The sequence below is a fragment of the Roseibium sp. genome, assembly GCF_965216085.1.
Lineage (GTDB): Bacteria > Pseudomonadota > Alphaproteobacteria > Rhizobiales > Stappiaceae > Roseibium.
The window spans coordinates 2705463-2729500 of record NZ_OZ244138.1; the positions used below are offsets into that span (position 1 = coordinate 2705463).

A 24038-nucleotide genomic window follows, 5' to 3' on the forward strand; every position below is an offset into this window, starting at 1 on the left:
CATTAAGTGTGCTGGCGGTAGGCTCGCCCTATGAGTGTTTTTGTATTTTGTGATTAGGGGCTCACCCTCATGCCTTCTGAAGTTTTTGCCGGAATTACCGCCTTCAAGACGTTGCTGGACATCACCAAATCTTTGAGTGAATTGGATGAAGCGGCATCCAGCAAAGCCACACTGGAGACCTCCGAAATCATCAAACTCCAAACCGCACTTCTCACCGCGCAGCATGAGCAACTTGCGTTGGTTGAGCGCGTAGGAAGCCTTAAAGAAAGGCTGGCTGAGTTCGAAAACTGGGAAAGCGAGGCGGAGCGCTACGAACTTCAAGATATAGGGAAGGGGTCTTCCGCCTACGTTTTGAAGCCAGAAGTGAGCACCGAAGAGAAGGCGCATTATCTTTGTGCTACCTGCTTCCAAAATAGAAAGAAGTCGATACTTCAGCCGCAAAACTGGGATCCAGGCAGATGCCAAGTGTGGATCTGCGCACCCTGCGGCTCGTTCTTGTACACCTCTGGGATTGCAATGCCCCAGCACGCAAAGCTTCATCCGAGAAAATGAGGATGGCATTACGCGGCCTTTGTCAGCGAGGCTGCTTCCCGTCTTTATGATTTGGATGACCATTAGTTATCCTCCTGTGCGCTCTCAAGAGCCGCTACAGCACGCCGTAAATCACCGATGGAAACGCGAATGCTGATCTTGTCGTCTTCGTCCCAGTCCGGCGCATCAGCTCCATAGGCCAACGCGCAGAGTGTGAACGGGCGAAGTGCGGAAGACATTTCTGTGAGAGGCGTCTTTTTCATTCTGCCGCCTCCAGAAACTCTTCTGTGTCATCCAAGAGGGGATTGACCGGCTCCCAGTCGTCCGCGCCGATTTCTTCAGCGTGATCTGCTGCGGCTGCGTGTGCTGCCATCCAGTCACAGACATAAACAGCCGTTTCCAACACTTCGCCGTCTTTATCTAAAAACTGGATTGTGGTGGTCCGGTGCATGTCTGCGTCCTCCGTTGTTAAGAGGATTATGCGAAATGTATTAAGACGTGTCAACTACATTGTGTGTAAGTACGTGTAATTTTGTTAAGCGACTGGAGAATCTAGGTAAAATTGGGGTATTCTAAATATCGCCAATCGCCTCATAATTGCTCGAATTAATAATGGAAGGTTTGCCAATGGATTTGTTTAAGCCAGATCATTTACTAATATCTCGAGCAATCAGCACTCTTGAAAAAACAATTATTGAATCTGGGATTGCAGAAATTCGACTTAGTTCGGATATGGCTGAACTAGAAGTCGCTGCGGAAGAGGCTAATAAACACCCAGTAGCAAGTGAAATGTTTGAGAGGGCATTCTTTACGCTGCCTCCAAATCAATTGCTCTGGATTGGGCTATACGACGAAAAAAACAAATGCGTCTGTACTTGTGCTTGCAAATACGAAGATATCGGAACTTGGTCCTTGCAGCACCACATGAACGAGTACATCGAAAGAACTTGGCCTGGGGTTGGTGACCCTGGCACGTTTTGCAAAATAAAAAAAGGTTCGGGAACTTACGCGTCGAGTGTTAATGGCAAGACCGTTTATGTCGGTTATGGCCATGTTGAGCCCGAATGGAGAGAAAAAAATCTCCTTGGACTAAGTCAGCGCTTATTGCTTTTGTCTGCGTTTTACCAATGGGAGCCACGCATACTGTACGGCTTTATGCGCCCCTCCATGATTTCTAAGGGTTACCATTTGAACTGGGGCTATAGCCTTAGTTGTCCAAAGGCATTCATTTGGGAAAACCCGCCAGAAGCTCCGGACATGAGAGATTTGTGTTTTGTTGCGGTAGGTACAGAAGGGATTCGCCTTCTTGCGTCAGACCCTTTGATGGTGGGGACGAACCGGCGTCTTGAGAGTATGAAAAAATAAACGTCGCGCCGTTCGGTGTTTTGAATGGCAGTAGTAGCCGCTGATACCGCAGGGTCCGCTCGTCCTCGTTTAAGGGCTGTACTACGGTTGAGATTAGATCAAAGTGCGGTGTGTCATTAAGCGCTGCCTCTTTGTATGCACAGCCGACTAAGTGACGGTAGTTATCACTCATCGCATTATACGTGTTGCGAGGGGAGGCGTGCCAATCACGGCCTAGCAAGCGAACTGCTAAGGCTTCTTGCCCAAGATAGCTAAGTTGTGGTGTGGACGGCTCTTCCGCTGGGATGATGAAGACACCGAAAAAACCAGAATAATTTAATAGCTCGTCGCTAACGAAGCCGTTTGACGTGCGCCATAGCCGCAATAGGTCGGCTGCGACTTGGTCCCCGGCGCCGCGCTCTATGTCAGCAACATTTAATCTATAGGCAAAATTCTCGTCATTCATTTCTTGCTCCGCTCAATAGCCAAGCCGACAGCAACATAGGGCTCAATATAGTCAATAAAGGATGGCACGAAGTTGTCAGGAATGGCGTAAAAGTCCGTGGAGTCGAAGTATTTCTTACAGTAAAGTTTAGCGAAGAACTCCATTCCAGCTTCTCGAATTTTTTCTATCTCTTTGTATAGTTGTTCAGTGTTTGAAAATTCCCTGTGTTTTGACTTGACAGATAAAATTATTGTATTCGCTAATTCTTCATCCATGCCTTCCTCGCTAACAGCGCGGGTACTTGCGCTAGTTCTAAACTAACAGCGTGATATAGGCGTGATATTGGCAGTATTAACTATCGGCTTCGCGGCGTTTTATTATCTCATCATAAAGTTGAATAACCGCGTCATAGAATTCATCTCTAGGTAATTTTGTCGAGTTCTTTTCTTGAAATCTCTTCACCAGCTCTAGCGCATGAGAAATCGCTTCAGCGTCATACATGTCAGAAAATGGGGCGCCAAGCTCGAGGGGAGGCGTGTCCTCATTACGAACCTGGGACATTTCTCCTTCGCCCCAAAGTAACCACTCGGCACTCACATTGTATCTTCGTGCATAACGCTTTGCGTAATCAGCGTCGAAATCTCGACTGTCGTTTTCATGGCTAAGGTAAGTGCTTACAGCAATGCCGAGAGCCTTAGCTGCTGAGGATGCTGACCCGTATCCCGCGTGTTCCCGTGCCTTTTTCAAACGCTCGTGCTTATCCATAGGTTGGATCTTCTCGTAATCTGATTCAACTTTGCTAAGCACATTACGCATTTCCTAATCACCTGTGGTGTTAATGAATTTAACGCGCGTTGACACGTATTAATCCAAAGTGTATTAATATATGCCTAATCAGAAAGGTGTGTGTTAATGCAATTCCCTGATTTGCGCTCCATCCGAACGGGGCTCGGCATCTCTCAAGCGGCAGCGGCAAAGAAGGTTGGCATCAGCCAAGCTCATTATTGCCGCCTGGAAAACGGAACTTGCACCACACGCCAGAAGCCAACGATCTGGGCTGTTCAGGCTTTTATCTCGGCAAACTCCAATTCTTCCGATGCGACCGACGCGGCATCAGTTGCGGCTGTGAGCGCCGCGCCGGTCCTTGAGTGAACCGGGACCATTCCCGGCTGACACAAACACCTAAACACAACTTTGGCGGCAATTGGCGGCTTTTTCTGCCACCAGCAAAAACACGGGGTGTGTGATGCGTAACTCTGACGACCCAAAACCCAAGCATATGCAGGACGCAATCATGGCCCTTGGTCATTTGCTCCGGCAACCGCGCGACAATGTGGGCCGTGTCCGAGAACGCATTGCAGAAGCAACCGGCATTTCTGAGCGCACGGTTCGTTCCTATTGGACCTGCACAGCGAAGAAATACCACCGCTCTGACCTCAATCTGATCAACGCCAAGGCTCAAGAGTTTGAGCAGGAAAAGGCATCCTCAAATGAGATTGAAGCACTACGCGCCGAACTGCGTCTTTTACATGCAGGGCTGGAAGAGACACGCGCTGAGCTGGCTCGTATCCGCAATTCTCGTTCTCGCTCGGTTTCTGGAAAGGACGGGCGCTCTTTCAAAGGCTTCGTCGGATCGTCTGGCTTCGCTGGCGGAACGGCTGGATAAGGAGGTGCGGGACTGATGGCTTGGGATGAACAACGAACATGCACACTTATCGACCTTTGGAACGCTGGGAAAAGCGCCCGGCAGATCGCCGATAAACTGGGCATCACCCGGAACGCTGTGATCGGGAAAGCTGACCGCCTAAGAAAAAGGGGTGAATTGGTCGAAAGCCGCAAGGACGACAACAGGCCTTGGACTGATGACGATGTAGCTACGTTAATTGCGCAGTGGGGCGAAGGCGGCGTCAGAACAACTGACATTGCCCGACAGTTAAGCCGCAGTGTCTCTTCAGTCGCAATGATGGCTGTAAGGCTTCGCAAGGCAGGGGAGCCTGTGCCGCGCAAGACACGGGCAGGGCTGCCTTCATGACTGAGGCGCGCATAAACCTCCCATTCCCACCGTCCGTAAACGGCCTATACGCAAACATGCACAATGTCGGGCGCGTTAAAACCGAGCCCTACAAAGACTGGCTGAATGAAGCAGGGTGGGCGCTCAAAATACAGCGCGTTGCCCACTTCAACGGCCCTGTGACCATCTCCTACACATTTGGAAAGAAGAAAGGCCGCTATGACCTTTCCAACTTCCTGAAGCCGATTGATGATCTCTTAGTCGCGCACGCTGTAATCGCGGACGACAATTCAAAGATCATCACCGGCTTTACCGTCACTCAAGATCCAGAATTAGAAGGCGTGTTGGTTCACGTGTCCGCCTTGGAAAGCGAGGCAGCATGAACCGGGAAGACGCACGCAAAGCAGCAGAGGTGATGCAGGCCTATGCGGATGGAGCAGAGATTGAGGTAGCGCATACATCGCCAGTTTCAATCTATCGCGGTGTATTTCAAACTTGCGAGAACCCCTCGTTCACGTGGGACCGTAACGACTACCGCGTCAAGCAAACCCCTGACTCCATAAATTGGGATCACGTCGCGCCTGAATACAAATGGATGGTGCGGATTGACAGTGGTGAGCCTTGGCTCTTTGAAAATAGGCCGCTCCTGCACAACGGGAATTACTGGTGCCGCGATCAAGGGGATTCTGCAAGGGCTTCTTGTATTAGCTCCTACAAGCGCGGAACAGTCGATTGGAAAGACAGCCTTGTTGAGCGTCCTTCAGGGGAGGGCTCAGCATGAAGCGAAGTCCGACACTCGACGCAGCCACAGCGGAGTTAGACGCGGCTAACGTTCCTTATGACGTGGAGTGGACCAAAACCCATGTCCACATCCGTTACGGCGAGGACCTGCAACACAAGCATGTTGTTTCAGCGACACCCAGAGACCGGCGTGCGCCCTTAAAAGAGCGGGCGGCAATCCGCCGTGAATTGCAGGCAAAAGGCTACATCGAGCGCGGCGGCGATATCATCATCAAGGATGTCGCCCTGGTTGATCTTAAGGACGGGGAGGCGCGGTGCTTCTCCTACAACATCGCGGAACACTTCGGGAAAGCCCACAAAGACGTGCTTCGTGCCATCGACAAGGTTCGCACAGATTGCGGGCCGGAATTCGATCAGCGCAATTTTGCGCCGATTGATTATGTCGATGCCAAGGGACGGAAATACCGGGCCTATTCCATGACGCGTGATGGCTTTTCACTCGTTGTTATGGGCTTTACCGGCTCAGCCGCGACCCAATGGAAAATCAAATACATCGACGCCTTCAACGCGATGGCTTCTGAGCTGGCTGCAATTTCCGATAGTCCGGAAGTTTCCCGACTTTCCGGAGAGGTCGATGCAATGGCCTCCATGTTGGCGGATATGGAAACCCGTTTAGAGGCTCAGCCAGTACAGCGAAAGACACCCTTCATTCGACCATCACTCACACGGCAGCAACGCAAGGACGCCCGCGCAGCACGGAGGGTTTCAGCATGAATGCAATAAGGTCAGCTCTTCTAGGGGCTTTGTGCATTAGCTCTCCGGCACTGGCGACCCCATTTCAGCAAGTCGCCTACAATCCAGCCAATGAGATGGATGTGGAGTTAGTGCTTGCGGTCGATATCTCCCAATCTATGGACACCGAAGAACAGGAGATACAACGCGCCGGTTATGTAGCCGCCCTCACATCGCAAGACTTTCTGCATGCTGTCCAGGCTGGCCCTCTTGGCCGCATAGCCGTCAGTTACCTTGAATGGGGCGGTGTTGATGAGCATTTCATTGTTGCGGACTGGACGGTCATTCAGGACGCCTCTTCAGCCGCTTCCTTTGCCGAGAAAGTCCGGAATGCACCGCTTCGGCAGGTCCAGCGCACATCCATAGCTTCGGCTCTCGAAAAATCCGTTGAACTGATCAAGGGCAATGAATTCCAGGGCCTTCGCGAAGTCATCGACATCAGCGGAGACGGGCCGAATAACCAGGGCGGTTCCGTGACCGAAATGCGTGACCGGTTGTTGAAGTCCGGTGTCACGATCAACGGCCTGCCGCTGATGATGAAATCGAACAAGAACACATGGCAAGCCATGCTGAACCTCGATCACTACTACGAGGATTGCGTGATTGGCGGGCCGGGTTCTTTCGCCATTCCAGTGCGCTCAAAAGGAGCTTTTGCAGATGCCATCCGAATGAAGCTGGTTATGGAAATAGCTGGCCTCGCTCCTTCCCCTGAAATCATCCCTGTCAGCCTCCGTGAGCCGGTGCGCTGTGGGCTTTTCGATTGAGGGAGGGGCCGATGCACTGGGATGACATTCTAGCAGCGTCTTTATTGTCCACTGGCTGGATAATCTTACTGGCAGCTACCGGGGCCATATTCTTTTTTCTGGTCCCGCCAGACCTCAACACAGTCACCATTCACAAGCAGCAGGACAGGCTCAGCCTCCCATGTCCGAAAGGGGGTGAGTGATGAGCATTTCGACAAAGATTGAAATCTCCGAGGCGCAGCTAGAAGAGTTCTTTATTCGCTCTTGTGCTGAGCGACTTAGCCTTGGCTACTTAGCTTCTCAAGTGCGGCTTTCTAGCGGTATTGCCGATGTAATTTGCAGGCAGTCTAAAGGCGTTTATTACGTCGTTGAGCTGAAAGCGGAGCCCCTGCAAGCGAAGCATCTGGCTCAAGTTATGGGCTATGTTTGCGAGCTTCGCGCCCGGCACTATGACAAGGTGATTAAACCTCTCCTTATCGGGCCTTCAGTCGCAGACGATCATTTGCTGGGTTGTTTAAGGTGGTTTGATGAGTTCCCAGATGCCACGCATTGGGCAACCAATGAGGCCTCTGCTGTATCGGAATACAGGCTATACGACTTCGATGCATTGTCAGGTCTTAATTTCTTCAGCTCAGGCATTAAGCAGCGAAATCTAGAGGCCGCCCGCGCCGAAAGCGCCGCTGAGCGTTGTGATCAACTTGTAAAATCAGGTCGCCAGTCTGCTCTTGATAAAGGCGCTAGCAATATCGCCTCGTGGAGGTCGCTTTCATGAGCAACACCTTCAGCGTTTGCCGGTCTCTTTGGACAGATCCGCAGTTTCCGGACGAGCCTTTCACAAAACGTGAGGCATGGCTTTGGCTCATTTCTGAGGCCGCTTGGAAACCCAGAAAAAAGCGAGTTGGGAGAGTTGTTGTCGATTTGGAGCGCGGTCAGCTCGCCGCCGGTGTGCGCGGCCTTGCGGAAATCTGGGGCTGGAAGAAAACGAAGGTAGAACGGTTTCTCGAAGCGTTAGCGCTAGAGGAAAATATCGGGACAGATGCCGGGACAGGCGTAACTGTCATAACTATCTGCAACTACGAACGTTTTCAGAATGCACCCAAGGGCAAAAAGACGACCAAAGGGACAGAAGCGGGACAGAAGCGGGACGCTAGCGGGACAATACTAATACCAGAGGAAATACCTGAAGAAAAACCAGAGAATACCCCTAAGTCCCCAGAGGGGAAATATCCGAAAGCGTTCGAAGAATTTTGGTCTGTGTTCCCTAAGCGAAAGGGCAGCAGCTCAAAAGAACTGGCTCTCAAAAAATGGCAAGGCCGCGTCAAAGGCGGTGTTTCTCCCGAGCTGATCCATCAGGGCGCAGTCGGTTACGCCAAGGCCCGCTTAGGCCAGGACGCGCAATTCACCCAACAAGCCACAACATGGCTCAATCAGGCCGGTTGGGAGCAATACGCTCAGCCGCAAGGGCCTCAGCTCGTTCATTCAACGCCAGAGCAAATCACGGTTTCGGCCCGCGACGATCCGGAATTTTTCAACTTCGCAATCGATTTCCACCGTCAACGGGATTCGAATTTCGACCCACGGGGCAAGGAGCATATCAAAGTTCCTTCTGGGCTCCGTGACACCTTCAACGCTCAAAATGCGAGGGCAAGCTAATGGACCCTGCGGAAAAAAAGAAGTTGTTGGACTACTCGGCCAATCCAGCCCCGGAAGGTTTTAGGAGCTGGGTTGAGTACGAGCAAAAACCGGTTCTCACCGAATTCGGTCAGCCGGTTCATGATCAGAACGGCGCGCCGAAAATGAAGCAGGTTGAAAGGCCGCGCTGGTCTACGCCTGACACAGTGAACTGGCTCCGCCGCTGGGGCCGGGACATGGCCCAAAACGCCTGCCGCGACGGCTGGCACATGCGGCTCTTGGATTACGTTTCCTATCGTCACCGGCTTCCAAGCCCGGACGACATTGAAGCGCTCGTTTTAGAGCAGCAGCGCATTGACTGGTCAAAGCCTTCGCAGCAGGTCGTTGAAATGCGCCAGCGCCTCAAGTCCGATCTTTTGAAACCCCTCGAATTGCAAGCAGCGGAGTAGACCCATGGGAACAGTTCACGCTCTTGAAGGATATGACCCTGCTGTCATCAAAATGGCTCTAGCTTGCCCAGAAAAGGCGCCTAAGGAGCTTTGGGACGCGATCATAAAAGCGGCGCAAGATGTGTTTGCTTTCTCGCCTTCTAGGAAAGCCCGGCAAATCGTTGTCGAAGTGTCCCGGCGTGTCCCTGATAAGATGAAACTTGCAGAGGATCGGGTGCCGACACTTGCAGAAATTATTACCTACGTAGCCGGAAAACACCGGGTCGCGATTGAGGATCTGAAATCTCCAAGGCGGACACGCAAGCTCGTTCGCCCACGTCAGGAGTTTTATTACCTCGCGCGGCAACGGACGCCCTTCAGCTATCCGGATATCGCGGAGTTTTGCGGCGGTCGGGATCATTCAACGGTTTTCGATGGAGCGCGGAAATTCGCACAGGACAACAATCTTCCTTTGCCGCACTCAAATCATGGAGTGAAACAATGTCGGATCGCATGATCTTAAGCCAAAAAATAAATCTCCATGTCAGTGGTATGCGCGGTCTGTATTCCTATAATCAAATATGTAAGCGCCAAAATATACCGAAAGATATAATGCTGTGGAGACTGCGTAAAAAGTTCAAAGGCAAGCCGTTGGTTGCTGAGCCGAAGAATGTATTGGTGTATAATGGCAAGAAATATACACCTGGAATGCTATCTGAAGAGATTGGTATTTCAAGGGGTGTTTTACTGGATCGTTGGAACGCTGGCCTGCGGGGAGATGATCTTATTGCGAAGTGCGCAAGCAGGATGACCCCGGAGGAGACTGAAGAACTTGCGCGCGACCGGCACCGGCGAGAATGCCGAAAGCATCTATACGCACTTTTCAAACATCACCCTGAACGCCGGGAACATGCATTTCGGATGGTGATCAAAAGGGAGCTTGAGCCATTTGACGAGGCCAGTGCCCGAAAGAACGCAACGCGGCTGCGGGATAGCGCCGGTTTTGAAATCAGATCAAACGGACTGGAGTTAGCAGCATGAGCAGCGTCAACAAAGTCACTTTATTGGGTTCGCTGGGAGCTGATCCGGAAATTCGGCGGACCAATGACGGACGCGCGATTGCCAATCTCCGTCTCGCGACTTCCGAAAAATGGCGGGACAAAAACACCGGTGAGCAGCGCGAAAAAACCGAATGGCACCGTGTGGTGATTTTCTCTGAAGGTTTGGTCAAGGTCGCAGAGAATTACCTTCGCAAGGGCTCCAAGGTTTATCTCGAGGGGCAGCTTCAAACCCGCAAGTGGCAGGACCAAAGCGGCCAAGATCGCTACTCAACTGAAATCGTAATGCAGGGTTTCAACAGCGATCTTGTGATGTTGGATGGTGCGAAAAGCGGTCAGCAATCCGGCCAAGGCACTTCAGACGCCCGCCAGAAGGATTACACCGACAACTACCGTCCTTCCTCAGACTACGGCAACCAGGGCGGTGGCTTTGGTGGTGGTTCGATGGATTCAGAAATTCCGTTTTGATGGAGGTGAATATGAATAACTCAGATCCGTTTTGGATGATTTACGGCATTGGGCAGGGTCGCCCGTCCGCGCAGCACAGAAGCTATGACGTTGCAGCCGCAGAGGCTAAGCGGCTTGCTCGCCAGAACCCCGGCGTTCGGTTTGTTGTTCTCCAGGCTATCAGAGCTTTTGAAAAGTTGGACGTTATGGAGACGACGATTTCCGATCCGGATATCCCGTTTTAAGCCGCCCAGCCGTCACCGATTAAACGCAAGCGAGGCAGGTAATGGAAAAATGGCGAATACGCGCGAATGGACACGGAGCGTTTTATGTCCAGCGGGGCGAGTGGGTCATGCGTTTCTATTTCTGGGTCGAGCATTTTTCCAGCATCCCGGAAGCTATAGCGGGAATAGAGAAACACGAACGCGAGGCATCTAATGGGTGAAGTAGTCCAATTCCCAGAAAAAGAGCCCGGTCAACAAGCCGTGCGGGATTACTGCAACGGGTTTGATCAGGCTTGGATCGCGCATCTCGCAAAAATGGGCATCAAACGGAAAACAACAGCAATGACCCGACGCGGTGACAACTTCATCAAGGAGCTTTGCGAGTTGTTTGGCTTCAAGCGGAATGAGGTTTTGTCGTGTGACGATGAGCGCGTGATTAACATCATTGAATGCGCAATTGCACACAAGCGAGGCGAGGCAAGTAAATGACCCAACCACACATTTGCCCGAAATGCGGCGGCCCGATGTGGCGTGTCGGTGAAGAAACCGCGATGTCGTTCGCTGGTCGTATGGGGTTTCCGGAGATTGAGTGGACGAACTCTCGTATCGCCACACCTCACGGCGACGATGTTTGGTGTCGTTCCTGCGTCGATCAAGCAGCTGGTTTTCACGTTTCTCGAATGGCCCGCACCTCTGAAGATCAACGTAAATTCACTCATGTATTACGGGCAATGATGGACCGGGTGAATAGTCTCACAAACCCAAGGGGCGAGGCAGGTAAATGACTTGGATGGAAACCAACTTCCCTATCACGGTCAAGGCTTGGCGCAGGCTGCAATACAACCGAGCGCTAGATAGGTTTGTGAAAGCTGCCTCAAATGCCGTTTACCGGAAAGAGCTGTTGGAGAAATCCGGAAAAGGCGAGGCAGATAAATGAAGCTCCGAAAGCTTTTCTTCCGCGACGAGCAAGAGTGCAGCGTTGAAGCCGTCGAACACTGGTCAGTCAAATGGACTGCCTACCAAGAAGTGTCTCCCGCGCTTCCTGTTCACTGCGACATTTACCGGGACAGGCGGCAAAAGACGTTTCTTTCAAAGGACTCTGCGGACAGTTTTGCGAAGGCTTTAAGAGCGGCAAACAAGCTTCTTGGAAACAAGAAAGCAAAAGTCTCTGTGAAGAAGGGCAGGTAAATGAACATAGGAACAATGATAGCCGTCAACTGTTTGATGCTGGGCTTTCTAGTCGTCGTGATTGTTGCAGCAGGGCACTAAGGAGGCTCACTGAATGAACACGCGGATTACCCAACAGAAAAACGTTTGTTGGGTAGCGGAACAAGGAGACAGCTAATGCCAAAGTTTCGGAAGAAGCCGGTTGAGATAGAGGCGTTCCAATGGATGGGCGGAAGCGAGCGCGCGGGCAGCGATGATCATTTCATAACGGCTGTGAATTGGCTGATAGAGAGGCTTCCTGATGACCGCACGTCCAAGTTTGTCAAAGGCGATAAAATCGAGATCGAAACCCTTGAAGGCACAATGACCGCCAGCCCCGGAGATTGGATCATCAGGGGTGTTCAAGGCGAACTTTATCCCTGCAAGCCTGACATCTTCGAAGCCACATATGAGCCTGTTGAATGATCAACTCCCCCGGCACCTACCAAGAGAAGAATGGTGGAGAGGCATGACATTGCCGGAAGACACAGAACGAATTGTGACTTGGTGCGATCTAAGCCCGCCGGTGTTGACGCTTGAACGGGGTGAAGATGGAGCCGTTTATTTGGTGTCTTGGTTTTATGGCCGGTCTGATGTTTTGGCGCAGATAAGCCCGGACGGCGGTGTCATTGCGGTTGAGAATTGAGGAGCCGATGAGATGGAGTTGATGACTAAAGCGGTCATTAGATGGAGCAACATTCAGGATTCTTCCGTTTGGGGGCTGGATTGTGGGGTGGCTGAAGTTCCTTTTGAGGTGGGGAGTGCTGAAATTAGGGCTCTAATTCAAGGTGATGATTTTTACACCCTCGAATCTAGCGACTGCTGCGTTGTTTTTGGGCCTCTCTCATCTCCACATCATAGCCAAAGTTCACGCTGGTTTATTCCGAAAAACTACCGCGATTAGGAGCCTCCATGCTGATGAACTATGTCGGCCTAAGAGAAGGTCTAAGGCACCTACTGGATGAGGCCTACACAAGGGGCTTTGATGCTTCTGGCGAGGGATTGAACGGGGAATGCCCCGGCGATCATCTGGGCTGTGATCAATTCAAGGCAAAGCGCAAGGCACAAGTTGACCGGATGCTTTCAGAGATTTTTCCGGAGGCGGGGTAGGGGATGAGTTGGAACGAAACAATTCAAGCCTTGTTCGAAGAAAACGAGGTGATGAAGACAAAGAACGAGGGGGACCGGAAGGCGGAAGCGGCTAAGGGCGGCCCTGCGGTCTTCATGTCCAATATCGATGGCGATCCCATGCGCGTTTCAATTTACGGCGTTACGTCCGATGAGATGTTTCGGCGCGTGACTAAGGTTCTTTCAGAGCTGGATAAAGAAATACAGGCTGCAAATCAGACTTAGGCACACAAAGAGGCGGCACATGGCAAGACGGGGAAAGGCAGCTCATAACCGAAAGAAAGGGCCTCGAACCAAATCGGGGCAGCTCTCACGGTCAAGAGACGCAAAGCAATTCAATGTTGAGCAGGTGGAAAAGGCAGCGCGTGAAACGGTCATAGCCCAACGTGTCGCAATGGGTGTCCCTGAGCACTTGGCGAAGGATCACAGGGCAGGGACAGTTCAAGGCCTTCTCTTCCTCATGAGAAAGATCGACCAGGACCAGTACAACGTTGCAGAGTGGTATCTGACCTGCCGCAACAAATACATGGTGGCAAAGAGCAGCCCCGGCGCGGTTTACGACCGTCCAGAGGATCATGTCCCAACGGGTGATCCGGAAGCGTATGTTGAGTTTTGTAAAACAGCCATAGGCCGATGGAATGCGCTTGAATGCGCTATCCTGGATGCCTGCCAGCGTAAGGGCAACGCGGCAATGGTCGGGGCGCTAGATGTTATTTTGGTGAGGCAACGCCTTCAGTTTGAGCTGATCTCATCTCTAAAAGACGCGCTTAATGCCTTGGCTGAGATTTATTCAGGGAAAAAGCGGAAGTCTGCCGCTTGATAGTTGACAAAAACTCATGAATGGGGTATGCATAGCAAATGATGATCGGAGAGTTGTGCCGATCTTGAGGTTTTGAGCGTTTCGGTTTTGCGGGGCGCTCTTTTGATTCTGAGTTTGAGATGCGAACCACTTGCATTGACCGTCTAGAAGGGTCGCGAACCGGATAGGCGCAGTAAGTGAGAGCCACTAGCCCAGACGGGTGAACGGACCATCTCGAAACCTATCGGAAGCATAGCTCAGAGGCGTCTGTGAAGACCGGTTAGTAGCAGATTAGTCGCGGTAGAGCGGGGGCATGAAAGCCCTGCGGCGTTGGTTCGAATCCAACTCTTCCGACCAGAACAGGCGGCGGCGCTGAAAGCAGAAGCGCGAGGCAAGCCAGCCAGATGACGATACTTTCCTGTTGGCCGGGGGAGTGTAAAGCGGTGAACTGACATCTTCCGTCAGCCGGGATAGCGTCCGGCCCGCCTGAAAGCATATAGGCCCTTTAACTCAGTGGTAAGAGTGCCTGCCTGTCTAGCAGGAAGTCGCGAGTTCGAATCTCGCAAGGGTCGCCAATCCAACCCGTCAGTTTAACCGCTGGCGGGTTTTCTATTGGAGGTTCCATGTCTCCCAGTCTCTTAATCGTTGCAACAAGCAAAGACGGTGAAGAAACGATCTGGCTTGTCGATGAGTTTAAGAAACTCCCAGACGGAGAGCGGGAACTGTGGCGATCAGGCGAGCATGTCATAACGCTGGGTGCAGATGACTACGCCAATGGCTGGGCAGATCAGCCATGGTCCGGAGAGATTATCGGATTGCCAGACGGTGATGCGATTGAGGACGTAGACGGCGTGTCCGTTTTCCATTGAGGGGTTGGTATGCCGAAGAATGTTTCGCTCTCCGCCCACAAGAACACTCTTGAAAAGCGGCATATGAGGGAGATGTGGGGCCACGCGCTCTCCAGTGTAAAGGGCATCTTCGAAAACGATATTCGCGCATTTGCTTTTGTGGCAATCGACGCCGCCGGAAAGGCTTATGCGACTTGGGACACAGGCTCGATAATGCCGATGTGGTCCTTTGCTCCGACCGTCTCAGAGATCCTTCAGCGGGATATTGTGAACAGCGACGTTGAAGAGACCTGGAAGCCGAACCTGAATGAGCGCGGGCGCCCAGCTGAATAACTGAAACGAGATCACCAACCGTTCGCGGAGTGATGAAAGGAATGGTTCATGCCAGCCGGTAGACCGTCAACCTATGACCCTGAGTATTGCGAGACTGTTGTTGAGCTTGGCAAAGAAGGCAAAAGCGTTGCTCAGATGTGCGCTCACTTCGACATATCTCGGCAGACGATCGACAATTGGGCATCGGAACACCCGGAATTTTTAGAAGCGTTCATGCGGGCAAAGACTCATATGCAGGCTGTTCTTGAGGCGAAGGCCTTTGATGGTCTGAGTAATCGTGAGTTCAACGCGAACCTCTGGAAGACGACTATGCAGGCTCGCTTCCGTGAAGATTACACCGAGCGTAAAGAGCTGTCCGGCCCAGAAGGCGGCCCGATTGAAATTGGTTACAAAAACCGCTTGGCGGATTTGCTGAATGGCAAAGAGCCCGGCTGAGAGGTTCCTGGAGCTTCCCGTCAAGGATCGTGAAGCCTTCCTTGAATCGCTATCAGAGGCGGAAGCAAAAGCCCTTTGGTACGACTGGCGAGATTTCAGGGCTAGGCCGGAACAGATTGCCCCAGATGGCGATTGGGATATCTGGCTTGCAATGGCAGGCCGTGGGTTTGGCAAAACGAGACTTGGAGCGGAATGGGTCCGCGAGCAGGTCTATTCAGGCGCTCAAAGAATTGCGCTGGTAGCTGAAACCCAAAAGGACTTGGAAGAGGTTATGATTGAAGGCGACAGCGGGTTGCTTTCAGTCTTTCCGCCGAATGAAAGGCCGGTTTACAAAAAGAAACCGGTGCAGCTCACGTTTCACACGGGCGCTGTTGCTCTTGGCTACAATGCGACACAGCCGGATCAGTTGCGCGGCCCTCAGTTTGACACCGCGTGGTGTGATGAAACGGCAAAGTGGCGTTATGCCCGTGAGACGTTCGATCAGCTCCAGTTTGGTCTGCGACTTGGCCAGCATCCAAAGCAGCTGCACACAACGACGCCACGGCCAATTCCGCTGATAAAAAACATCATTGCCGGTTCTGAAGGAAAAGTTTGTGTCACTCGTGGCCGAACGATGGACAACAGCGCCAATTTGGCAGCTCCGTTCCTTCGTAAGATCAAGGAGCGGTACGAAGGGACACGCTTAGGCCGTCAGGAGCTAAACGGAGAGGTTCTAGGCGATCTCCCCGGCGCTCTATGGTCATTGGGCCAGATAGACCTTTATCGCGTTCAGAAAGCTCCAGAGAACCTTTCTCGAATTGTGGTTTCGGTCGATGTGGCAGTTACCAATGAAGAAGGCAGCGACGAACACGGGATTATTGTTGCGGGGCTTTCAGAGCGGGAGGCCTACGTTCTTGAGGACGGCTCTTTAAAGGGAAGCCCGACGGATTGGGCGCGGCGAACCGTGGCGCTCTTCAACAAGTACCAAGCTGACTGCATCGTGGTTGAGAAAAACCAAGGCGGCGACATGGTGGCGCATACGCTCCGTTCTGTTCGTAGTGATTTGCCAATTCGTGAAGTCTGGGCCTCAAGAGGCAAGCACGTAAGAGCTGAGCCGATTGCTTCGCTTTATGAGCAGGGCCGGGTTCATCACGTCGGTTCATTTCCAGAGCTTGAGAACCAACTAACGCAGTTCACCAATGCCGGGTTTGAGGGGGAAGGCTCGCCAGACCGCGCGGACTCGCTGGTTTGGAACCTAACTGAGCTGTTCCCGAAATTGATTAAGCCGGAACCCAAGAAGAAAAAGGTTCACCGGCAGGCCATTGGTTGGATGGGCTGATTCAAGAACGCTGTGAAGCGTCCTTAAAGGATAATAGATGACAGAAGACGCAAGGACATCCGAAGAGGATAAAACCTCTGAAGATGCGATCCTAAAAGAAGCTCTTAAAGCTTTCGATCTTGCAGAAGAGGCAGAGAAGGAAAACCGCGAGTGCGCGCTTGAGGATATGCGGTTCTCTCGTCTTGGCGAGCAGTGGCCAGCGGATATAGTCAAGCAGCGCAAACTGGATAAGCGCCCGGTTCTGACAATCAACAAGCTCTCTGCTTTCCGCGATCAAGTCGTCAATGATGCGCGGCAGAACAAGCCGTCGATGAAGGTTCATCCGGTCGATGATAGCGCAGACGTAGAGACAGCCGATGTTATCAATGGGCTGATCCGAAATATTGAATACACGTCTGATGCTGATGTTGCGTATGACACTGGCGTAGAATGCGCAGTCGATGCTGGTGTCGGTTATTGGTACGTCGATATCGACTATGCATTCGATGACACTTTTGACCTAGATATCCTGATTAAGGAAATCCGAAACCCGCTTTCTGTCTTTGGAGACCCGTTCAATCCCGGCGCGGATTCCAAAAAGTGGATGCGAGCCTTTGTCATCGATCAAGTGTCGAAGGAAGAGTTCAAAGAACAATATCCGGACGCTGAATGCACTGATTGGGATTTTGATTTTCAGGACGTATCGCCATCCTGGCACGACGAAGAGACGGTTACAGTTGCGGACTTCTGGAAGCGCGAGGAAATCCAAAAGCAGATTGTTCTCCTAAGCAATGGCACAGTTCTTCCTGCTGAAGACTTGGAGCTGCCAAAGAATATTGAATGGATGCTGGCAGGCGACGTAAAAGTCGTTAAAAGCCGGGTTGTTAAAAGCCATAAAGTTACGCGCTACAAGATGACCGGCGCGGAGATCCTTTCTGTTGACGATTGGCCGGGAAAATACATTCCGATTGTGCCGGTTTACGGCGAAGATTTCGATATTGAGGGCAAGCGCCACCTTCGCTCCCTCATCCATGACGCGAAAGACGCTCAGAGAACGTTCAATTTCTTTCGGACGACGGCAGCAGAACTGACAGCTCTTTCTCCCCGTGTTCCGTTCATTGGGCCTAAAGGGGCGTTCATTTCTGATGAAGCGAAATGGGACACAGCTAATCAGGTCAGTCATTCATACGTAGAGTACGATGTTGTAACCGAGAATGGCCAAGTCATGCCGCCACCGATGCGGCAACAAATGGATGTAGGAGCCGCCACAGGGGCGCTTCAAGAAGCCTTGAACGCTTCGGATGATATGAAGTCCATTCTCGGTATGTACGACGCGGCTTTGGGGGCCCGTTCGAACGAGGTGTCAGGCCGCGCAATCATGGCCCGGCAGCGGGAAGGGGACGTTTCGAACTTCCACTTCATCGACAACCTGACACGGGCCATTCGCCACACAGGCCGCATTGTTATTGACCTCATCCCTCACATTTACAGCGGCGAGCGTGTTGTTCGCGTTCTTGGCGAGGACGGGTCACACATGTCTCAGAAGATCAATGGCCCAATCCCAGTCATGGATGACGCTGGGAACCCGAAAATGAAACCGGTTTTTGGGCCGAATGGCCAGCCGATGATTGATCCGGCAACCGGGCAACCGGCGATGGAGGTTGAAACTCGCGTTTTTGACCTAACGGCGGGTAAATACGACCTGATCGTCAACGCAGGGCCGTCCTTTACCTCACGCCGTGAAGAAGCCGCCGCGCAGATGACGGATATGATCCGGGCCTATCCTGGCATTGCTCCGATTATCGGGGATTTGGTCGCCAAAAACATGGATTGGCCGGGTGCGGATGAGATTGCCAAACGCTTGCAGAAGATGCTTCCGCCGCAGCTCCAAGGCCAGCAGATCCCGCCGCAAGTCAAGCAGCAAATCGAATGGGGCATGCAGCGCATCAAGCAGCTCGAGGAAGAGAATAAGGCGATGAAGGCCGACAAGTCTCTTGAGGCTATGAAGCTGCGCCAGGATCAGGTTGAGGGCCAGATGAAAAACATCGTTGCCCTTCTTAAAGCTGAGAACGACCGTTTTAACGCGGAGACGAAACGGGTTGAGGTGGTCAACTCCGCTTATCAGCCTCAAGAGACGATGGCTCCGATCAATCCAGTCAATCTGGGAGTTATGCGGTGATTATCAGACGAAAATACTTCGCGTTTTTCGCTGGAACAGAAATCAACCAGAGCGGTGAGGGGTATGCATATGCGATTTCCTTGGCGTGGGGACGGAAACGCTTTCCATTGATTGAGCGGCAGAAATGCAATTTGCAGCAACCTTTCGATCATGCGGTCAAACTTCATTTTAGCAAGCGGCGCTGGGTGTCTTTCATTTGGGCAACGCCGCATCGCAATCGCCTCGGGCCGCAATTTCTGAAGGCAAGGTAATGATCGACCCACGCAAGACCAAAGCCGAAGCGGCGCATCAAGCCACGCCGAAAAAGCGGATGAAATGCAGCATCTGCACCAGTTTTGTCTATCCGGATGCCTGTAAGTCCCTGAAGGGGCCGGTGTCGGAAAACGGCTGGTGCAAGCTTTATTCGAGCAAGCGGCAAACCGCTTCAAAATAAGGAATTCAGCAAGGAGCTGAGTGTGTTGGGCGTCCATTTTGGGCGCCTTTTTCTATTTCACCAACCGATAACGGAGTGAAGACATGAGCGACGATGAAGTTTTTGAGCCTGAAGCACTGGAGCCGGAAGACGTTCCAGCAAGCGAGGATGAGGAACTATCGTCCGAAGCCGATCCCGAAGAGCTGGAACTTCAAGAAGAAGGTGAAGGTGAGGGAGAGGAAAACGAGGAAGACGAAGACGACGCGGACGGCGGCAGCGACCCAGAGCTAGACGATTTTGAGTTTGAAGGGCAGACCTACAAGGTTCCTTCGGCGCTTAAATCTTCTCTGTCTCGACTGGAGAGCATGGATGCCGATTACACGCAAAAATCACAGGCGAATGCTGAGTTAAAAAGGGACCTGGAGGCACGCGAACAAGCGTTTAACCAGCAAGTCCAGGCACAGCGCAACCTGTTCGGTGAATACACCCAACTACAAAACATCCAAAACGAGCTTATCAATCTTCAGAAAACGGATTGGCAAAAGCTCAAAGCTGAAGACCCGTTCGCGCCGCAAGAAGTGATGCTACGAATTCAGCAACTTGAAAATGCCGGGCGCCAAGTCGCCGCGAGCATTCAGCACAAAGAGCAACAGAGAACTCAGAACGAGCAGCGCGAAAGCGCCAAGCACGCTGAGGAATTCCAGGCAGCTCTACACAGAGAAATTGATGGTTGGAGCCCAGACCTCAACGCTCAACTGACAACTTATGCCAACTCCCACGGGTTTTCGGCAGACGAACTCGGCGGCGTCCGAGATGTCAGGATCGTAAAGGCCCTCAAAGAGGGGCTGGAAGGGCGACAGCTGAAAGAACGGCTGCAAAAGCAGCAGAAAGCCGCAAAGAAACCCAAGCCGAAGCCAGAAGCAAAGCCCTTGGCCAAACCGTCCGCGAAAGGGCGGGGAAGCGCCAAGAAAGGGCTGAGCGACGACATGTCGGCGGAAGAGTGGGCGGCAATGCGGAACAAACAAGTTGCGGCCCGGAGCCGCTACTAATCTCAACAGACCTTCGAGCGTCGAGATGACGCCCGGTCCCCGTGCCGACCGCCTGAGAGCGGTGCGGCCTGATGGAGCTTTATCATGGCGAATAGCCTTCTCACGCCCACGGCGGTAACCCGTGAGGCCCTTCGAATCCTGCACCAAAAACTTAACTTCGTTGGCAACGTCAACCGCACCTATGATGACCGGTTTGCGAAGTCTGGCGCCAAGATCGGTGACAGCCTGCAAATCCGCTTGCCGAACCAGTACACCGTTCGTTCAGGCAAGACGCTGGCAACGCAGGACACCACGGAATCCAGCGTTACGCTTCAGGTTGCCACCCAGAAAGGTGTGGATCTGAACTTCTCGACTGCTGAACTCACAATGGACCTGGACGATTTCAGCGACCGTGTTTTGAAACCGGCTATGTCGGTTCTTGCGGCTGACATCGAAGCCGATGCGCTGTCGATGTACAAGGACGTGAACAACCAAGTCAGCAATCTTGGTTCCGCCGCTACGTTTGCCGGTGTTGCCAATGTGCGAAAGAAGCTGGTCGATAACCTGTGCCCGCAGGATGACCTTTCCATGCTGATCGACACGACAGCCAACGTCGATATGGTGGACGCTCTGAAGGGTTTGTTCCACGACAGCAAGGAAGTGGCGAAGCAATATCGTGAGGGCTTCATTGGCCGCACGTCCGGCTTCTCCTTCATGGAGAACACATTGCTTCCAGTCCATACCACTGGCTCGGACGATGGTACGGGTGATTACCTCACCAACGACGCAACCCCGCAGACGGGTTCTACACTGACGGTCGATACCGGCACTGGCACACTCAAACAGGGCGATATCATCACCATCGCTGGCGTTAATCGTGTTCATCCGGAAACGAAGTTGGATACTGGTCAGTTGATGCAGTTCGTCGTGACTGCGGACGCGGGCGCCAGCACAACGTCCATCAGTATTGCACCAGCCATTGTGGCATCTGGGGCAACTCAGAACGTCACCAACGGCGCGGCCAACAATCAGGCTGTGACCAAGGTTGGCGGAGCATCTGCAAGCCATAACGTCTCTATGGGCTTCCACCGTGACGCCTTCGCCTTTGCAACGGCTGACCTTGTGATGCCGAAGGGTGTTGACTTCTCGTCTCGCCAAGTCCTGGACGGCATTTCAATGCGGATCGTTCGTGACTACGACATCAACAATGACAATCTTCCTTGTCGTGTCGATGTTTTGTACGGCTACAAGACCATCCGTCGCGAGCTGGCTTGCCGTTGGGCGAACAACTAACCCAAACATCAACAAGCGCCGGGGCTCTGTCTCCGGCGTTTTCTTTTGGGGCGTGTTGAATGGCTCTAGACACCTACGCTGAACTTCAAACGGCAATTCCGGAAGAAGCAGACCGGTCTGATTGGGCGGTTGCGAAAATCAAGGAATTCATCAGGCGGGCCGAAGGGGAACTAAACCAGAAGCTCAAGTCAGATGATGCTACCGCAAGTCTGACAGGAACCATCGGCTCTCGTTACGTCTCTACGTCTTCTTATGCCGTTCTAACACCGATCGCTCTCTGGATCACGGTTGGCGGTCGAGAGAAGAAGCTGAACTATAACTCTGCTTCTGGAATGACCTATCTCAGTGACAGCGCAGAGCCTACTGAATGGACCTTTGACGCTGGCGGCAAGCAGATCATTTTCAACACGGTTCTTGATCAGGCTTATCCGATCCGGTTCGTTCATATCGAAATGTTCGAGCTGTCCGACACGGTTACGACAAACTGGCTCCTGGAGAAATTCCCCAACGTTTATCTGAATGCGTCCCTGGCAGAAGGCTACCGGTACGCGAAGGATTACCAAACGGCTGCGGGCTATGATGCCAAGGTTAAAAAATCAGTCGGAGAAATTCGCCGCATCGTCGCCGACCGCAAGCGCGGCAGGATGAAGGTTGACCCGGCTCTAACGTCTATCGGCGTTGGTTCTGGATACGACATCCGGACTGAGTAGCAGACATCCAGTAAACCCCAACAAAAACAATGAACTGGCACCTTAACAAGATGCCGGAGCGAATCCGTATTCTGAGGAACGTCACCTAATGGTCACATACTCAAATCTTGGCTTGGAGCTTCAAGCGACAGGCTCCAATAACGCGACTTGGGGTGATCGCAACAACAACAATGTAATTGTTTTGATCGATGAGGCTTTGTCTGCCGTGGAGGCAATCCCGGTTTCAGGCAATGTCACTCTAACGAACACCAACGGCGCGACCAACCAAGCACGGAAGCCGGTACATGTTCTTTCTGGGGCTGGTGGCTTTGCTGTCACTGTGCCGAATAAGGAAAATTATTGGTTTGTCAAAAACGACTGCACGGCAAACGTAACTTATACAGCAGGATCAACAGCGGCAACGATCCGTGCCGGAACAATGGCGCACGTCTATTGTGATGGCACTCACTGTTATTCCAATGACCCGACTCTGGATCAAATCAAGGCCGCTGCGGCTTCCCTGGATCTTGGCTCAAACAAAATCATCAACCTTGCGCCGGGGACTGCTTCAAACGATGCGGCGACTTTCGGGCAGATTACCAGTCAATCGGCTGGCGTGCCATTTGTCGCCTCAACAACGACAACTGACGCTGACCCTGGGTCTGGAATTCTCCGGTTTAACAACGCGACTCAATCGTCCACGACAGAAATCTATATTGATGACGAGGACAGCGGCGCAACGGATATCTCCGCGCTTCTGGCAACGTTTGACGACAGCACAAGCACTGTCAAAGGCTCGCTGAAGATCTGGGAAACGACCGACAATTCAAACTGGATTGTTTTTGATGTCACGGCCTACACGGCAGCATCCGGTTATTCCAAGCTAACGGTAACAGTTGTAGATTCCAGCGCGGCCAGCCCATTTGCAGATTCAACTGCCGTCTCCCTGTTTTTCTCAAGGACGGGGGATAAGGGAGATACCGGGGCGACAGGTGCCACGGGTGATGTGGGCGGGCCGGTAAGTTCGACCGACAACAATATCCCGCGTTGGGATGGCACAGGCGGCAATCTTCTTAAAGACGGTCTCGCGGTTGGTACATCTGCAAACAATCTGGTGCAACTTGATGGCAGCGGCAATCTCCCCGCTGTGGATGGGAGTAATCTCACCGGAATTGATACCGGCGCTGAAATTCGTCTGACCGAAACAGACGTAACGTCTGGTGTGGCCTCAGTCGAATTCACTGGTCTGGACACCACCACCTACGAGAGTTTCCGCCTGGAGGTTATTGCCGGCTCACACGATAGCGGTAGCTCGCAGACGTTCCTTATTCAGGTGTCTCCGGATAGTGGGTCAACCTGGAGAACAACCGGGTACTTAAGCTCATGCGCCCGGTTCACCAGCTCCTTTAATGTGGTCACCAGCACATCAGGCGCGATTACCCACCAAACGGCGGTCGGGTCCTCTGATAAAGTCAACATAAAGGTTCGTATTTTAGGGCTGGGCCATTCCGGAGAGCTGACTTCGATCTCAGGGACTTCAGACATGAAACGGGGCGGCTCGTGGGAAGCTGCAATTTTCACTGGCGCTTACAACACGGCTGAATCTCACGATTCCATCCGCGTTATCACAACCAGCGGCAATATTGACGACGGGTTATTCCGTCTATTCGGGGTGAAATAACATGGCTTTTTCATGGGAAGATCCGGTTTATGGCCGGAATGTCGCTCTTATGGGCGAGGGCGGTCTGCAATCCAGCTTTGATAATGAAATGGGCCGGTATAACCGGGCATATCAGGATTGGTTGCAGACGCTTACCGCTCGTCCTGAGGCACCTCAAACGGGGGGCAATACAATAGTGGGTTCAGGTCCCCCACATCCAGATCACCCCTTTTCTGTTGTGGGCGATCCGACAGGCGCCGGTCTCGGTCCCCCACATCCAGACCAACCATTTTCTTCTGTCGGGGACCCTACAGGCCCCGGATTTGGCCCCCCGC

The 24038-nt window shown here is 52.5% G+C and carries 36 protein-coding genes and 2 tRNA genes; 34 read left to right on the forward strand and 4 right to left on the reverse strand.

Features of this window, described 5'->3' with window-relative positions; all coding sequences use genetic code 11:
* Nucleotides 1-69: 69 nt before the first annotated feature.
* A complete protein-coding gene (locus ACOOFE_RS12710) occupies nt 70-552 on the forward strand; it encodes a hypothetical protein (protein WP_420415254.1) in 483 nt (160 codons plus the stop codon).
* 62 nt (nt 553-614) lie between these two features.
* Here ACOOFE_RS12710 and ACOOFE_RS12715 read toward each other — a convergent pair whose 3' ends face one another.
* Together ACOOFE_RS12715 and ACOOFE_RS12720 are read right to left on the reverse strand one after the other, a co-directional pair.
* Complete coding sequence (locus ACOOFE_RS12715; RefSeq protein WP_420415255.1) at nt 615-794, reverse strand: hypothetical protein; 180 nt, start codon at nt 792-794, stop codon at nt 615-617.
* A complete protein-coding gene (locus ACOOFE_RS12720; RefSeq protein WP_420415256.1) occupies nt 791-982 on the reverse strand; it encodes a hypothetical protein in 192 nt (63 codons plus the stop codon). Before ACOOFE_RS12720 ends, ACOOFE_RS12715 begins: the two co-directional genes overlap by 4 nt.
* Before the next feature lie 176 nt (nt 983-1158).
* On the opposite strand from ACOOFE_RS12720, the gene ACOOFE_RS12725 reads away from it, so the two are divergent.
* Nucleotides 1159-1896 (forward strand): hypothetical protein, encoded by a 738-nt coding sequence (locus ACOOFE_RS12725; RefSeq protein ID WP_420415257.1) that lies wholly within the window; start codon nt 1159-1161, stop codon nt 1894-1896.
* Nucleotides 1897-2337: 441 nt separating this feature from the next.
* Here the strand turns inward: ACOOFE_RS12725 and ACOOFE_RS12730 are convergent, their stop codons facing one another.
* Both ACOOFE_RS12730 and ACOOFE_RS12735 read right to left on the reverse strand, forming a co-directional pair.
* Entirely contained in the window at nt 2338-2595 is a 258-nt protein-coding gene (locus ACOOFE_RS12730; RefSeq protein ID WP_420415258.1) for a hypothetical protein, read from the reverse strand.
* A 76-nt stretch (nt 2596-2671) separates the two neighbouring features.
* Entirely contained in the window at nt 2672-3136 is a 465-nt protein-coding gene (locus ACOOFE_RS12735) for a helix-turn-helix domain-containing protein (RefSeq protein ID WP_420415259.1), read from the reverse strand.
* A gap of 96 nt (nt 3137-3232) precedes the next feature.
* On the opposite strand from ACOOFE_RS12735, the gene ACOOFE_RS12740 reads away from it, so the two are divergent.
* The 32 genes from ACOOFE_RS12740 to ACOOFE_RS12895 all read left to right on the forward strand — a co-directional run bounded on the left by ACOOFE_RS12740 (nt 3233) and on the right by ACOOFE_RS12895 (nt 23724).
* Complete coding sequence (locus ACOOFE_RS12740) at nt 3233-3472, forward strand: helix-turn-helix transcriptional regulator (protein ID WP_420415260.1); 240 nt, start codon at nt 3233-3235, stop codon at nt 3470-3472.
* Nucleotides 3473-3566: 94 nt separating this feature from the next.
* Nucleotides 3567-3986, forward strand: a complete 420-nt coding sequence (locus tag ACOOFE_RS12745) for a hypothetical protein (protein ID WP_420415261.1) — start codon at nt 3567-3569, stop codon at nt 3984-3986.
* Between the two features lie 15 nt (nt 3987-4001).
* Nucleotides 4002-4352 carry a GcrA family cell cycle regulator gene (locus tag ACOOFE_RS12750; protein ID WP_420415262.1) on the forward strand — a complete coding sequence of 117 codons (351 nt, stop codon included), beginning with the start codon at nt 4002-4004 and terminating at the stop codon, nt 4350-4352.
* Complete coding sequence (locus tag ACOOFE_RS12755) at nt 4349-4714, forward strand: hypothetical protein (RefSeq protein ID WP_420415263.1); 366 nt, start codon at nt 4349-4351, stop codon at nt 4712-4714. The genes ACOOFE_RS12750 and ACOOFE_RS12755 overlap by 4 nt, the downstream gene beginning before the upstream one ends.
* On the forward strand, nt 4711-5112 hold the full coding sequence (locus ACOOFE_RS12760) for a hypothetical protein (RefSeq protein WP_420415264.1): 402 nt from the start codon (nt 4711-4713) through the stop codon (nt 5110-5112). Before ACOOFE_RS12755 ends, ACOOFE_RS12760 begins: the two co-directional genes overlap by 4 nt.
* On the forward strand, nt 5109-5846 hold the full coding sequence (locus ACOOFE_RS12765) for a Rha family transcriptional regulator (RefSeq protein ID WP_420415265.1): 738 nt from the start codon (nt 5109-5111) through the stop codon (nt 5844-5846). The genes ACOOFE_RS12760 and ACOOFE_RS12765 overlap by 4 nt, the downstream gene beginning before the upstream one ends.
* The gene (locus ACOOFE_RS12770; protein WP_420415266.1) at nt 5843-6628 is read left to right on the forward strand and encodes a DUF1194 domain-containing protein; all 786 of its coding nucleotides are present in this window, start codon (nt 5843-5845) and stop codon (nt 6626-6628) included. The genes ACOOFE_RS12765 and ACOOFE_RS12770 overlap by 4 nt, the downstream gene beginning before the upstream one ends.
* A 181-nt stretch (nt 6629-6809) precedes the next feature.
* The gene (locus ACOOFE_RS12775; RefSeq protein ID WP_420415267.1) at nt 6810-7379 is read left to right on the forward strand and encodes a hypothetical protein; all 570 of its coding nucleotides are present in this window, start codon (nt 6810-6812) and stop codon (nt 7377-7379) included.
* A gap of 173 nt (nt 7380-7552) precedes the next feature.
* Complete coding sequence (locus tag ACOOFE_RS12780) at nt 7553-8260, forward strand: hypothetical protein (protein ID WP_420415268.1); 708 nt, start codon at nt 7553-7555, stop codon at nt 8258-8260.
* Nucleotides 8260-8688 carry a hypothetical protein gene (locus tag ACOOFE_RS12785; RefSeq protein WP_420415269.1) on the forward strand — a complete coding sequence of 143 codons (429 nt, stop codon included), beginning with the start codon at nt 8260-8262 and terminating at the stop codon, nt 8686-8688. Before ACOOFE_RS12780 ends, ACOOFE_RS12785 begins: the two co-directional genes overlap by 1 nt.
* A 4-nt stretch (nt 8689-8692) precedes the next feature.
* Nucleotides 8693-9184, forward strand: coding sequence for a helix-turn-helix domain-containing protein (locus ACOOFE_RS12790; RefSeq protein ID WP_420415270.1), 492 nt, complete (start codon nt 8693-8695; stop codon nt 9182-9184).
* A complete protein-coding gene (locus tag ACOOFE_RS12795; protein ID WP_420415271.1) occupies nt 9169-9708 on the forward strand; it encodes a hypothetical protein in 540 nt (179 codons plus the stop codon). The genes ACOOFE_RS12790 and ACOOFE_RS12795 overlap by 16 nt, the downstream gene beginning before the upstream one ends.
* On the forward strand, nt 9705-10193 hold the full coding sequence (gene ssb / locus ACOOFE_RS12800) for a single-stranded DNA-binding protein (RefSeq protein WP_420415272.1): 489 nt from the start codon (nt 9705-9707) through the stop codon (nt 10191-10193). The genes ACOOFE_RS12795 and ssb overlap by 4 nt, the downstream gene beginning before the upstream one ends.
* Before the next feature lie 11 nt (nt 10194-10204).
* Nucleotides 10205-10417, forward strand: a complete 213-nt coding sequence (locus ACOOFE_RS12805) for a hypothetical protein (RefSeq protein ID WP_420415273.1) — start codon at nt 10205-10207, stop codon at nt 10415-10417.
* A gap of 192 nt (nt 10418-10609) precedes the next feature.
* Nucleotides 10610-10885, forward strand: a complete 276-nt coding sequence (locus ACOOFE_RS12810) for a hypothetical protein (protein WP_420415274.1) — start codon at nt 10610-10612, stop codon at nt 10883-10885.
* An 855-nt stretch (nt 10886-11740) separates the two neighbouring features.
* The gene (locus tag ACOOFE_RS12815; protein WP_420415275.1) at nt 11741-12028 is read left to right on the forward strand and encodes a hypothetical protein; all 288 of its coding nucleotides are present in this window, start codon (nt 11741-11743) and stop codon (nt 12026-12028) included.
* A gap of 43 nt (nt 12029-12071) precedes the next feature.
* Nucleotides 12072-12248: a hypothetical protein gene (locus ACOOFE_RS12820; protein WP_420415276.1), complete on the forward strand. Its 177-nt coding sequence runs from the start codon at nt 12072-12074 to the stop codon at nt 12246-12248.
* A 266-nt stretch (nt 12249-12514) separates the two neighbouring features.
* Complete coding sequence (locus ACOOFE_RS12825) at nt 12515-12712, forward strand: hypothetical protein (protein ID WP_420415277.1); 198 nt, start codon at nt 12515-12517, stop codon at nt 12710-12712.
* A 3-nt stretch (nt 12713-12715) separates the two neighbouring features.
* Complete coding sequence (locus ACOOFE_RS12830) at nt 12716-12955, forward strand: hypothetical protein (RefSeq protein WP_420415278.1); 240 nt, start codon at nt 12716-12718, stop codon at nt 12953-12955.
* Between the two features lie 235 nt (nt 12956-13190).
* Nucleotides 13191-13550, forward strand: a complete 360-nt coding sequence (locus ACOOFE_RS12835; protein ID WP_420415279.1) for a hypothetical protein — start codon at nt 13191-13193, stop codon at nt 13548-13550.
* A gap of 224 nt (nt 13551-13774) precedes the next feature.
* Nucleotides 13775-13886 (forward strand) — tRNA-Ser (locus ACOOFE_RS12840).
* 142 nt (nt 13887-14028) lie between these two features.
* Nucleotides 14029-14104 (forward strand) — tRNA-Asp (locus ACOOFE_RS12845).
* A gap of 48 nt (nt 14105-14152) precedes the next feature.
* The gene (locus tag ACOOFE_RS12850; RefSeq protein ID WP_420415280.1) at nt 14153-14398 is read left to right on the forward strand and encodes a hypothetical protein; all 246 of its coding nucleotides are present in this window, start codon (nt 14153-14155) and stop codon (nt 14396-14398) included.
* A gap of 9 nt (nt 14399-14407) precedes the next feature.
* Complete coding sequence (locus ACOOFE_RS12855) at nt 14408-14710, forward strand: hypothetical protein (RefSeq protein WP_420415281.1); 303 nt, start codon at nt 14408-14410, stop codon at nt 14708-14710.
* Between the two features lie 48 nt (nt 14711-14758).
* Entirely contained in the window at nt 14759-15145 is a 387-nt protein-coding gene (locus tag ACOOFE_RS12860) for a helix-turn-helix domain-containing protein (RefSeq protein ID WP_420415282.1), read from the forward strand.
* Nucleotides 15126-16463: a DNA-packaging protein gene (locus ACOOFE_RS12865; RefSeq protein ID WP_420415283.1), complete on the forward strand. Its 1338-nt coding sequence runs from the start codon at nt 15126-15128 to the stop codon at nt 16461-16463. The genes ACOOFE_RS12860 and ACOOFE_RS12865 overlap by 20 nt, the downstream gene beginning before the upstream one ends.
* A gap of 37 nt (nt 16464-16500) precedes the next feature.
* The gene (locus ACOOFE_RS12870; protein WP_420415284.1) at nt 16501-18621 is read left to right on the forward strand and encodes a portal protein; all 2121 of its coding nucleotides are present in this window, start codon (nt 16501-16503) and stop codon (nt 18619-18621) included.
* Nucleotides 18622-18871: 250 nt separating this feature from the next.
* Nucleotides 18872-19054 (forward strand): hypothetical protein, encoded by a 183-nt coding sequence (locus ACOOFE_RS12875; RefSeq protein ID WP_420415285.1) that lies wholly within the window; start codon nt 18872-18874, stop codon nt 19052-19054.
* 83 nt (nt 19055-19137) lie between these two features.
* Entirely contained in the window at nt 19138-20082 is a 945-nt protein-coding gene (locus ACOOFE_RS12880; protein ID WP_420415286.1) for a hypothetical protein, read from the forward strand.
* Between the two features lie 84 nt (nt 20083-20166).
* On the forward strand, nt 20167-21354 hold the full coding sequence (locus ACOOFE_RS12885) for a P22 phage major capsid protein family protein (RefSeq protein ID WP_420415287.1): 1188 nt from the start codon (nt 20167-20169) through the stop codon (nt 21352-21354).
* Nucleotides 21355-21413: 59 nt separating this feature from the next.
* Nucleotides 21414-22064, forward strand: a complete 651-nt coding sequence (locus tag ACOOFE_RS12890) for a phage adaptor protein (RefSeq protein ID WP_420415288.1) — start codon at nt 21414-21416, stop codon at nt 22062-22064.
* A gap of 88 nt (nt 22065-22152) precedes the next feature.
* On the forward strand, nt 22153-23724 hold the full coding sequence (locus ACOOFE_RS12895) for a hypothetical protein (RefSeq protein ID WP_420415289.1): 1572 nt from the start codon (nt 22153-22155) through the stop codon (nt 23722-23724).
* Nucleotides 23725-24038: the final 314 nt, after the last annotated feature.

Excerpts from the sequence above, each read along its gene's own strand:
- ACOOFE_RS12725 (WP_420415257.1), top strand. The coding sequence starts at position 1,159 with ATGGATTTGTTTAAGCCAGATCATTTACTAATATCTCGAGCAATCAGC.
- ACOOFE_RS12720 (WP_420415256.1), bottom strand. The coding sequence starts at position 982 with ATGCACCGGACCACCACAATCCAGTTTTTAGATAAAGACGGCGAAGTG.
- ACOOFE_RS12770 (WP_420415266.1), top strand. The coding sequence starts at position 5,843 with ATGAATGCAATAAGGTCAGCTCTTCTAGGGGCTTTGTGCATTAGCTCT.
- ACOOFE_RS12870 (WP_420415284.1), top strand. The coding sequence starts at position 16,501 with ATGACAGAAGACGCAAGGACATCCGAAGAGGATAAAACCTCTGAAGAT.
- ACOOFE_RS12795 (WP_420415271.1), top strand. The coding sequence starts at position 9,169 with ATGTCGGATCGCATGATCTTAAGCCAAAAAATAAATCTCCATGTCAGT.
- ACOOFE_RS12745 (WP_420415261.1), top strand. The coding sequence starts at position 3,567 with ATGCGTAACTCTGACGACCCAAAACCCAAGCATATGCAGGACGCAATC.
- ACOOFE_RS12865 (WP_420415283.1), top strand. The coding sequence starts at position 15,126 with ATGGCAAAGAGCCCGGCTGAGAGGTTCCTGGAGCTTCCCGTCAAGGAT.
- ACOOFE_RS12830 (WP_420415278.1), top strand. The coding sequence starts at position 12,716 with ATGAGTTGGAACGAAACAATTCAAGCCTTGTTCGAAGAAAACGAGGTG.
- ACOOFE_RS12895 (WP_420415289.1), top strand. The coding sequence starts at position 22,153 with ATGGTCACATACTCAAATCTTGGCTTGGAGCTTCAAGCGACAGGCTCC.
- ACOOFE_RS12885 (WP_420415287.1), top strand. The coding sequence starts at position 20,167 with ATGGCGAATAGCCTTCTCACGCCCACGGCGGTAACCCGTGAGGCCCTT.
- ACOOFE_RS12760 (WP_420415264.1), top strand. The coding sequence starts at position 4,711 with ATGAACCGGGAAGACGCACGCAAAGCAGCAGAGGTGATGCAGGCCTAT.
- ACOOFE_RS12790 (WP_420415270.1), top strand. The coding sequence starts at position 8,693 with ATGGGAACAGTTCACGCTCTTGAAGGATATGACCCTGCTGTCATCAAA.
- ACOOFE_RS12715 (WP_420415255.1), bottom strand. The coding sequence starts at position 794 with ATGAAAAAGACGCCTCTCACAGAAATGTCTTCCGCACTTCGCCCGTTC.
- ACOOFE_RS12785 (WP_420415269.1), top strand. The coding sequence starts at position 8,260 with ATGGACCCTGCGGAAAAAAAGAAGTTGTTGGACTACTCGGCCAATCCA.
- ACOOFE_RS12735 (WP_420415259.1), bottom strand. The coding sequence starts at position 3,136 with ATGCGTAATGTGCTTAGCAAAGTTGAATCAGATTACGAGAAGATCCAA.
- ACOOFE_RS12815 (WP_420415275.1), top strand. The coding sequence starts at position 11,741 with ATGCCAAAGTTTCGGAAGAAGCCGGTTGAGATAGAGGCGTTCCAATGG.
- ACOOFE_RS12890 (WP_420415288.1), top strand. The coding sequence starts at position 21,414 with ATGGCTCTAGACACCTACGCTGAACTTCAAACGGCAATTCCGGAAGAA.
- ACOOFE_RS12875 (WP_420415285.1), top strand. The coding sequence starts at position 18,872 with ATGATCGACCCACGCAAGACCAAAGCCGAAGCGGCGCATCAAGCCACG.
- ACOOFE_RS12740 (WP_420415260.1), top strand. The coding sequence starts at position 3,233 with ATGCAATTCCCTGATTTGCGCTCCATCCGAACGGGGCTCGGCATCTCT.
- ACOOFE_RS12755 (WP_420415263.1), top strand. The coding sequence starts at position 4,349 with ATGACTGAGGCGCGCATAAACCTCCCATTCCCACCGTCCGTAAACGGC.
- ACOOFE_RS12730 (WP_420415258.1), bottom strand. The coding sequence starts at position 2,595 with ATGGATGAAGAATTAGCGAATACAATAATTTTATCTGTCAAGTCAAAA.
- ACOOFE_RS12750 (WP_420415262.1), top strand. The coding sequence starts at position 4,002 with ATGGCTTGGGATGAACAACGAACATGCACACTTATCGACCTTTGGAAC.
- ACOOFE_RS12765 (WP_420415265.1), top strand. The coding sequence starts at position 5,109 with ATGAAGCGAAGTCCGACACTCGACGCAGCCACAGCGGAGTTAGACGCG.
- ACOOFE_RS12855 (WP_420415281.1), top strand. The coding sequence starts at position 14,408 with ATGCCGAAGAATGTTTCGCTCTCCGCCCACAAGAACACTCTTGAAAAG.
- ACOOFE_RS12860 (WP_420415282.1), top strand. The coding sequence starts at position 14,759 with ATGCCAGCCGGTAGACCGTCAACCTATGACCCTGAGTATTGCGAGACT.
- ACOOFE_RS12850 (WP_420415280.1), top strand. The coding sequence starts at position 14,153 with ATGTCTCCCAGTCTCTTAATCGTTGCAACAAGCAAAGACGGTGAAGAA.
- ACOOFE_RS12825 (WP_420415277.1), top strand. The coding sequence starts at position 12,515 with ATGCTGATGAACTATGTCGGCCTAAGAGAAGGTCTAAGGCACCTACTG.
- ACOOFE_RS12805 (WP_420415273.1), top strand. The coding sequence starts at position 10,205 with ATGAATAACTCAGATCCGTTTTGGATGATTTACGGCATTGGGCAGGGT.
- ACOOFE_RS12810 (WP_420415274.1), top strand. The coding sequence starts at position 10,610 with ATGGGTGAAGTAGTCCAATTCCCAGAAAAAGAGCCCGGTCAACAAGCC.
- ACOOFE_RS12880 (WP_420415286.1), top strand. The coding sequence starts at position 19,138 with ATGAGCGACGATGAAGTTTTTGAGCCTGAAGCACTGGAGCCGGAAGAC.
- ACOOFE_RS12820 (WP_420415276.1), top strand. The coding sequence starts at position 12,072 with ATGACATTGCCGGAAGACACAGAACGAATTGTGACTTGGTGCGATCTA.
- ACOOFE_RS12775 (WP_420415267.1), top strand. The coding sequence starts at position 6,810 with ATGAGCATTTCGACAAAGATTGAAATCTCCGAGGCGCAGCTAGAAGAG.
- ACOOFE_RS12835 (WP_420415279.1), top strand. The coding sequence starts at position 13,191 with ATGAGAAAGATCGACCAGGACCAGTACAACGTTGCAGAGTGGTATCTG.
- ACOOFE_RS12710 (WP_420415254.1), top strand. The coding sequence starts at position 70 with ATGCCTTCTGAAGTTTTTGCCGGAATTACCGCCTTCAAGACGTTGCTG.
- ssb (WP_420415272.1), top strand. The coding sequence starts at position 9,705 with ATGAGCAGCGTCAACAAAGTCACTTTATTGGGTTCGCTGGGAGCTGAT.